Consider the following 6,839-nt stretch of genomic DNA (forward strand, 5'->3'; position numbering starts at 1 on the left):
GCGGAAAGGAGCACGCCATGCAGGATCTCGATCTGCCGATCGGCGAAGCCGCCGATGCGGCCGTCAATTTCATCCTCGACCATTTCACCCCGGCGCTGGACGGCATCGCCGCTGCCATCGCGCTCGTCACCGACGGCCTGCGTGACGCGCTGGTCGGCCTGCCGGCCCCGGTGATCATCGCCGCCATCGCGCTGCTGGCGCTGTGGCGCGTCGGCTGGAAGTTCTCTGTTTTTGCCGTCGCGGCGCTGGCGCTGATCATGGGCATGAATCTCTGGCCGCGGATGATGGAGACGCTGTCGCTGGTGCTGGCCGCGACCGGCTTCGCCATGCTGGTCGGCATTCCGCTCGGCATCGCCATGGCGCGCAGCAACGCGGTGCAAGGCATCGCGCGCCCGGCGCTCGACCTGATGCAGACCATGCCGGCCTTCGTCTACCTGATCCCGGCCGCGATGTTCTTCGGGCTCGGTGCTGTCCCCGGCACCATCGCCACGGTGATCTTCGCCATGCCGCCGGTGGTCCGCCTGACCAATCTCGGCCTGCGCCAGGTGCATTCGGAATTCATCGAGGCGGGGCTCGCCTTCGGCTGCACGCCGACGCAGCTGCTGATGAAGGTGCAGATCCCCAACGCGCTGCCCTCGATCATGGCCGGCATCAACCAGACCATCATGCTGTCGCTGTCGATGGTGGTGATCGCCTCGATGATCGGCGCCGGCGGTCTGGGCAACACCGTGCTGACCGGCATCCAGCGCCTCGATGTCGGCACCGGCTTCGAGGGTGGCCTGGCCGTCGTCGTGCTGGCCGTGCTGCTGGACCGCATCACCCAGAGCTTCGGCGCCGCGCGTCCCAGCCTGTTCGGCGGGCTGCGTGCCGCGCTCGGCAGCCGCAAGGCGGCGGCCGAGGCGGAGCGCGATGACGCCGCCGCCGCCCATCCGGGCCGCGCGTAACCCTCCCGACTGGCTGTCCCCTACGCGGGCCGTCCGCCGCTGCGCCGCAAGGCGTGGCGGCCGGCGGGCCTGCGCCACGAACAAGAACTGGAACGCTGACCCCATGCATGCACGCCGCGCTTTCCTCAGCCTTGCCGCCGCCGCGCCCTTCGCCCTCGCCGCCCCCCGCCTGGCGCGTGCCGCCGGCACGGTGAAGCTGGGCTTCGCCCCCTGGGCCGATGCCGAGTTCATCACCCGGCTGGCCGCCAGGCTCGCCGAGCAGAAGCTGGATCTGAAGGTCGAGCTGGTGCAGACCGACGTCGCCCCGCTCTACCAGGGCCTGGCCCGCGGCGATGTCGATGCCATGCTGATGTGCTGGCTGCCGAAGACCCATGCCGATTACTGGCAGCGGGTCGAGGGCAAGGCGGAGCGCCTGGGCGTCCTCTACAACGGCGCCAAGCTGGGCTGGGTGGTGCCGTCCTACGTGCCGGAGGCGGAGCTCGCCTCGATCGCCGACCTCGCCAAGGACGATGTGCGCGGCAAGTTGTCGGGCCGGATCCAGGGCATCGAGCCGGGCGCCGGGCTGACCCGGCTGTCGCGCCAGACCATCACCGACTATGGCCTGGACTACACGCTGCAGGAATCCAGCGAGGCGGCGATGCTGTCGATGGTCGAGCGCTCGATCCGCCGCAAGCAGTGGATCGTCGCCACCGCCTGGAGCCCGCATTGGATGTTCGGCAAGCACGCGCTGCGCTACCTGGCCGACCCCCGCGGCGCGCTGGGCGGGGCGGAGGAGGTGATCGCCCTCGGCCGTCCGGGGCTGAAGCAGCAGCAGCCGCAGCTGGCGGCCTTCCTGTCGAAGCTGAACCTGCCGCTGGCCGAGCTCGAGGCCGCCATGCTGGTCGCCCAGGAGAAGGACAACGACGCCGCCGTCGAGGCCTATATCCAGGAGCATGCCAGCCGGGTGAACGGCTGGTTCGCGGGGTAGGCCTGGAGGAACGGCAGGCCCGGGACACCGTCCCGGGCCGCACCGGAAAAAGCCTAGCCGGCGAGCGCCATGCTGGAGGCGAGGCCATAGGCGCTGCGCTCGCCCGGCACCGGCGCCAGGCGCGAGGTCAGGCCCAGCACCGTCTCGGCGCCGCCCAGATACAGCACGCCATCGGGGGGCAGCAGCGCGGCCATGGCGTTCAGCACCCGCTCCTTGGTCGGCGGGTCGAAATAGATCAGCACGTTGCGGCAGAAGATCACGTCGAAGCGGCCGAGGGCGCGGTGGTCGGCCAGCAGGTTGCGCTCCTCGAAGCGGGCCATGGCGCGCAGCTCGGGTGCTGCCCGCCACTTGCCGCCTTCCTGCTTGAAATACTTCACCAGCATCTGCACCGGCAGGCCGCGCTGCACCTCGAACTGGGTGAACAGCCCCTCGCGGGCGCGCTCCACCACCTCGCGCGACAGGTCGGTGCCATAGATCTCGGCATCGCGGATGCCGAGCTCGCGCAGCACCATGGCGCAGGAATAGGCCTCCTGCCCGGTCGAGCAGGCGGCCGACCAGATGCGCAGCTTCTGCCCTGGCGGACGGGCCGCCTGCAGCTTCGGCAGGATGCGCTTCAGGTGGTCGAAGGGCTTGCCGTCGCGGAAGAAGCTGCTCTCGTTGACCGTCAGCGCCTCGGTCACGGCGCGGGCCAGCACCTCGGAGCGGGTGTCGCGCAGCTTCAGCGCCAGGGCGTCGAGGCTGGGCAGCCCCTCGGTCCGCAGGATCGGCGCCAGCCGGGTCTCCAGCATGTAGTCCTTGTCCGGCGTCAGCACGATGCCGGCGCGCGACTTCACCAGCGTCGCGATCAGGACAAAGCTATCCGCGTTCATGCGGCGTCTCCGGCCCGGGAAATCCCGTGGCTGCTGCGGCGATGGTCGAGCGACCTTGGAGGCGGTGTCGATGCCGGCGTGGCGCCGCCGGCTGCGCCGGAGGGGTTCAGGACCCCGCCGGTTCCGGCACCAGGCCGAGCTGGGCCAGCTTGCCGGTCAGGATCTCGTCGTCGAAGGGCTTCATGATGTATTCCTGGGCGCCGGCGCCCAGGGCCATCAGGATCCGCTCGAAGTCGTTCTCGGTGGTGCAGAGCATCACCAGCGGCTCGTCCGGACCGAACTCGATCCGGGCGGCCTTGAGGAATTCCAGCCCGTCCATGACGGGCATGTTCCAGTCGAGCAGCACCAGCTTCGGCAGGCCCAGGCGGCAGGCGTCGAGCGCCTCCTGGCCGTCGGCCGCCTCGGTCACCACGGCGCCGTGCTTCTCCAGCATGCGGCGCGCCAGCTTGCGCACCACCCGGCTGTCATCCACGACCAGGACGGTCAATGCCTCGTCCACGCCAGCGCTCCTTAATCCGCCTGCAAATCCCATGCGCCAGGCATGGATCCCGCCAGGTCACGGCGGCATCTAGGCGGGCTGACGTTTACGCGATGTTAACCCCTGTCGAATGGAGGAGAGAGGCCCCCTCCCCCCTCAATCCACCGGCAGGAAGATGAAGATGACCGCGCCGACCAGGCAGCCCATGGCGGCCAGGTAGGTCCAGCGCAGCGGCTCGCCCAGCACCATCACCGAGAAGCCGCCGAAGACGATCAGGGTGATCACCTCCTGCATGATCTTCAGCTGCTGGCCGGTATAGGTGCCGTAGCCGATGCGGTTGGCCGGCACCGCCAGGCAGTATTCGAAGAAGGCGATGCCCCAGCTGATCAGCACCGCCAGCCAGAGCGACCAGCCCGGCTGCTTCAGGTGGCCATACCAGGCATAGGTCATGACGAGGTTGGAGCCGACCAGCAGCAGCGGCGGCAGCAGCAGGGACATGTTCATGCAGAGGTTCCGAGAGGGCGCCGGCTGATCCGGCGCGGCCATTCAACGCCCGTCCGGCGGGGCCGGAAAGCCCTTGCCTCTTGCTTCGGGCGGGCCCGGGGCCTACCACCGGCCCCTTCGCAGGCATCAGGAAAGAGGGCTCCACATGAACTGGATCAGCGAATGGGCGCTGCCGAAGATCCAGACATGGCTCGGCCGCCGCGAGGTGCCGGACAACCTCTGGCACAAATGCCCGGCCTGCGAGCAGATGATCTTCCACCGCGACCTGGAGCGGTCGCTGCATGTCTGCACCCATTGCGGCCACCACATGCGCATCCCGGCGCAGCGTCGGCTGGACTATACCTTCGACCCCGGCTTCCAGCGCATCGAGCTGCCGCGGGCGCCCGCCGACCCGCTGCGCTTCCGCGACCAGCGCCGCTATGCCGACCGGCTGAAGGAAGCCCAGGCCAAGGGCGGCCAGGATGACGCCGTGGCCGTGGCGCATGGCACCATCGAGGGCCGCCGCGCCGTCGTCGCCGCCTTCGAGTTCAGCTTCATGGGCGGCTCGATGGGCGCGGGCGTGGGCGAGGCCATCGTCACCGCGGCCAAGCTGGCGGTGCTGCAGGATGCGCCGCTGATCGTCTTCACCGCCTCGGGTGGGGCGCGCATGCAGGAAGGCGCGGTCAGCCTGATGCAGATGCCGCGCACGGTGATCGCGACGCAGATGGTGAAGGAGGCCAAGCTGCCCTTCATCGTCGTCATGTGCGATCCCACGACCGGCGGCGTCACCGCCAGCTTCGCCATGCTGGGCGACATCCACATCGCCGAGCCCGGCGCCATGATCGGCTTCGCCGGCGCCCGCGTCATCGAGCAGACGGTGCGCGAGAAGCTGCCGGAGGGCTTCCAGCGCGCCGAATACCTGCTGGAGCACGGCATCCTGGACATGGTGGTCAAGCGCGGCGCCATGCGCGAGAGCCTGGCCCGGGTGATCAGCCTGCTGCGCGAGCCGTTCCTGGCCAAGGCCGGCGAGGCGCCCGCCGAGGCCGAGCTGGCCGAGCCGGTCGCCGTCATCCCCGCCGCGCCGGTGCCCGCCGCCAGCGCCCCCGCCGCCGGCGCCAAGGTGACGCCGCTGCCGACCGCGGCCAAGCCCGCCATCGTGCCGGCGCCCGCCGCGACGCCGCCGGCCGCCGCCAAGCCCGCGCCGGGCACGCCTTCCGCCTCGTGAGCCGTTCGGAAGCGATCATCGACCGGCTGCACGGGCTGCACCCGAAGCTGATCGACCTCAGCCTGGAACGGCTGCAGCGGCTGCTGGCGGCCCTCGACCACCCGGAGCGCAAGCTGCCGCCGGTGGTGCATGTCGCCGGCACCAACGGCAAGGGCTCGACCTGCGCCTTCCTGCGCGCCATCGCCGAGGCCGCCGGACAGCGGGTGCATGTCTATACCTCGCCGCATCTGGTCCGCTTCCACGAGCGGGTGCGGCTGGCCGGCAGCCTGGTCTCCGAGGAGGCGCTGATCGCCGCGCTGGAAGACATCGAGGCCGCTAATCAGGGCCTGCCGATCACCGTCTTCGAGGTGACCACCGCCGTCGCGCTGCTGCTGTTCAGCCGGGTGCCGGCCGACCTGCTGGTGCTGGAGGTGGGCCTCGGCGGCCGGTTCGACGCGACCAATGTCGTCGACCATCCGGCGGCCTGCGCCATCACCAGCATCTCGATGGACCATACCGACTTCCTGGGCGACAGCCTGGCCGGCATCGCCGGCGAGAAGGCGGGCATCATGAAGCGCGGCAGCCCGGCGGCCACCGGCCTGCAATCGGCCGAGGCGCTGATGGTGCTGGAGGCCGAGGCCGCCCGCCTCGGCATCACGCTCGCGGTGCGCAACCAGGAATGGACCGCCACCCTGACCGAGAGCGGCCTGCGCTATGCCGACCCAGGGGGCGTGATGGAGCTGCCGCGGCCGGCGCTGCCGGGCCCGCACCAGGCCGACAATGCCGGCATCGCCATCGCGGCGCTGCGCAGCTGGAACCCGCCCTGGCTGACCGAGGCGGCGATCGCCGCCGGGCTGACCACGGCGCAATGGCCGGCGCGGCTGCAGCGGCTGCATGGCGACCTGGCGATGCTGCTGCCGCCGGGCTTCGAGCTCTGGCTGGATGGCGGCCACAATGCCGGCGCCGGGCTGGCGCTGGCCGAGCACCTGCCCGGCTGGGCCGATCGGCCGCGTCACCTGGTGGTGGGCATGAAGCAGGGCAAGGCTTCTTCTGCGTTCCTGTCGCCCCTGCTGGGGTTGGCCGACAGTGTCTGGGCCGTCGCCGAGTCCGGCCAGCACCTGGCGATGCCCGTCGAGGCGATCGTCGAGGCCAGCGGTGGCGTGGCGAAGGTGGGTCCGACGGTGGCCGAGGCGCTGCGCGCCATTGCCGCGGCCGCTGGCGCGCCGGGCCGCGTGCTGATCTGCGGCAGCCTTTACCTGGCTGGCGAGGTCCTCAAGGCGGATAATACTGTCTTGGTGTAGTGGGGGTCCGGGGGAACTCAGTTCCCCCGGCCTTCGCTTGCTTTCTTACCCTTGGGCGCCTGGCGAGACGATGATGCAGGCTCCCTGGCTGCGCAGCTTGTCGCAGGCCGACTGGGCGTGCTCGCGCGACAGCCCCATGACGCGGGCCCGGTAGAGCGTTCCGTTCCCCGCGCTGACCTGCTCGATCGCCGGCCGCGCGCTGCTGATGCCGAGGCGCGTGCGCGCCTCGCCGGCGGCGGTGCGGGCCAGGTTGGCGCTGGCGAAGGCGCCGACCTGGACGCCCCAGGCGCCGTTGGCCGGGGCGGCGACGGGCGTCGGCGCCGGGGCCGGGGCGGGTGCCGCGTCGCGCGACGGCAGGCGCAGCACATTGGCCGGCGGCGCGACCGTCGCCGCATGGGCGGAGCCCACCAGGCTGAAGCCGCGCAGCCCGCTGGCCGGGCTCGGCGCCGGCGCCAAGGCCGGGGCCGGGCTGGGCGCGGCGAAGGCGGTGGCGATGCGCTGGCTGCTGGCGGCCGGCGCGGCGGCGGCCGGGCGCGGCAGGATGGCGGCGGCCAGCTGGCTTTGCGCCGGGGCCATGGCCGGGGCCTGTCGCG

The 6,839-nt window shown here is 71.3% G+C and carries 8 protein-coding genes; 4 read left to right on the forward strand and 4 right to left on the reverse strand.

Translation table 11 applies throughout. The features are described from left to right. The first annotated feature begins 17 nt into the window (after positions 1–17). Together GVN67_RS03775 and GVN67_RS03780 are read left to right on the forward strand one after the other, a co-directional pair. Entirely contained in the window at positions 18–944 is a 927-nt protein-coding gene (locus GVN67_RS03775) for a proline/glycine betaine ABC transporter permease (RefSeq protein WP_159992937.1), read from the forward strand. A 103-nt stretch (positions 945–1,047) separates the two neighbouring features. Then, complete coding sequence (locus tag GVN67_RS03780; RefSeq protein ID WP_159992939.1) at positions 1,048–1,911, forward strand: glycine betaine ABC transporter substrate-binding protein; 864 nt, start codon at positions 1,048–1,050, stop codon at positions 1,909–1,911. Positions 1,912–1,964: 53 nt separating this feature from the next. Here the strand turns inward: GVN67_RS03780 and GVN67_RS03785 are convergent, their stop codons facing one another. From GVN67_RS03785 to GVN67_RS03795, 3 genes are all read right to left on the reverse strand, one after another. Next, positions 1,965–2,780 (reverse strand): protein-glutamate O-methyltransferase CheR, encoded by an 816-nt coding sequence (locus GVN67_RS03785; RefSeq protein WP_159992941.1) that lies wholly within the window; start codon positions 2,778–2,780, stop codon positions 1,965–1,967. A 106-nt stretch (positions 2,781–2,886) separates the two neighbouring features. Next, the gene (locus GVN67_RS03790; protein ID WP_159992943.1) at positions 2,887–3,312 is read right to left on the reverse strand and encodes a response regulator; all 426 of its coding nucleotides are present in this window, start codon (positions 3,310–3,312) and stop codon (positions 2,887–2,889) included. A gap of 102 nt (positions 3,313–3,414) precedes the next feature. Then, positions 3,415–3,762 carry a DMT family protein gene (locus GVN67_RS03795; RefSeq protein WP_159992945.1) on the reverse strand — a complete coding sequence of 116 codons (348 nt, stop codon included), beginning with the start codon at positions 3,760–3,762 and terminating at the stop codon, positions 3,415–3,417. Between the two features lie 145 nt (positions 3,763–3,907). Here GVN67_RS03795 and accD point away from each other — a divergent pair, with 145 nt between their 5' ends. Next, positions 3,908–4,966 (forward strand): acetyl-CoA carboxylase, carboxyltransferase subunit beta, encoded by a 1,059-nt coding sequence (gene accD, locus GVN67_RS03800; RefSeq protein WP_159992947.1) that lies wholly within the window; start codon positions 3,908–3,910, stop codon positions 4,964–4,966. After that, complete coding sequence (locus GVN67_RS03805) at positions 4,963–6,246, forward strand: folylpolyglutamate synthase/dihydrofolate synthase family protein (protein WP_159992949.1); 1,284 nt, start codon at positions 4,963–4,965, stop codon at positions 6,244–6,246. The genes accD and GVN67_RS03805 overlap by 4 nt, the downstream gene beginning before the upstream one ends. A gap of 45 nt (positions 6,247–6,291) precedes the next feature. On the opposite strand, the gene GVN67_RS03810 is transcribed toward GVN67_RS03805, so the two are convergent. Further along, positions 6,292–6,839, reverse strand: a 548-nt coding sequence (locus GVN67_RS03810) for an SPOR domain-containing protein (RefSeq protein ID WP_235034937.1), incomplete at its 5' end; no start/stop codon positions are given.

This window comes from Roseomonas sp. 18066, assembly GCF_902706185.1.
In the GTDB taxonomy this organism is placed as follows: domain Bacteria; phylum Pseudomonadota; class Alphaproteobacteria; order Acetobacterales; family Acetobacteraceae; genus Pseudoroseomonas.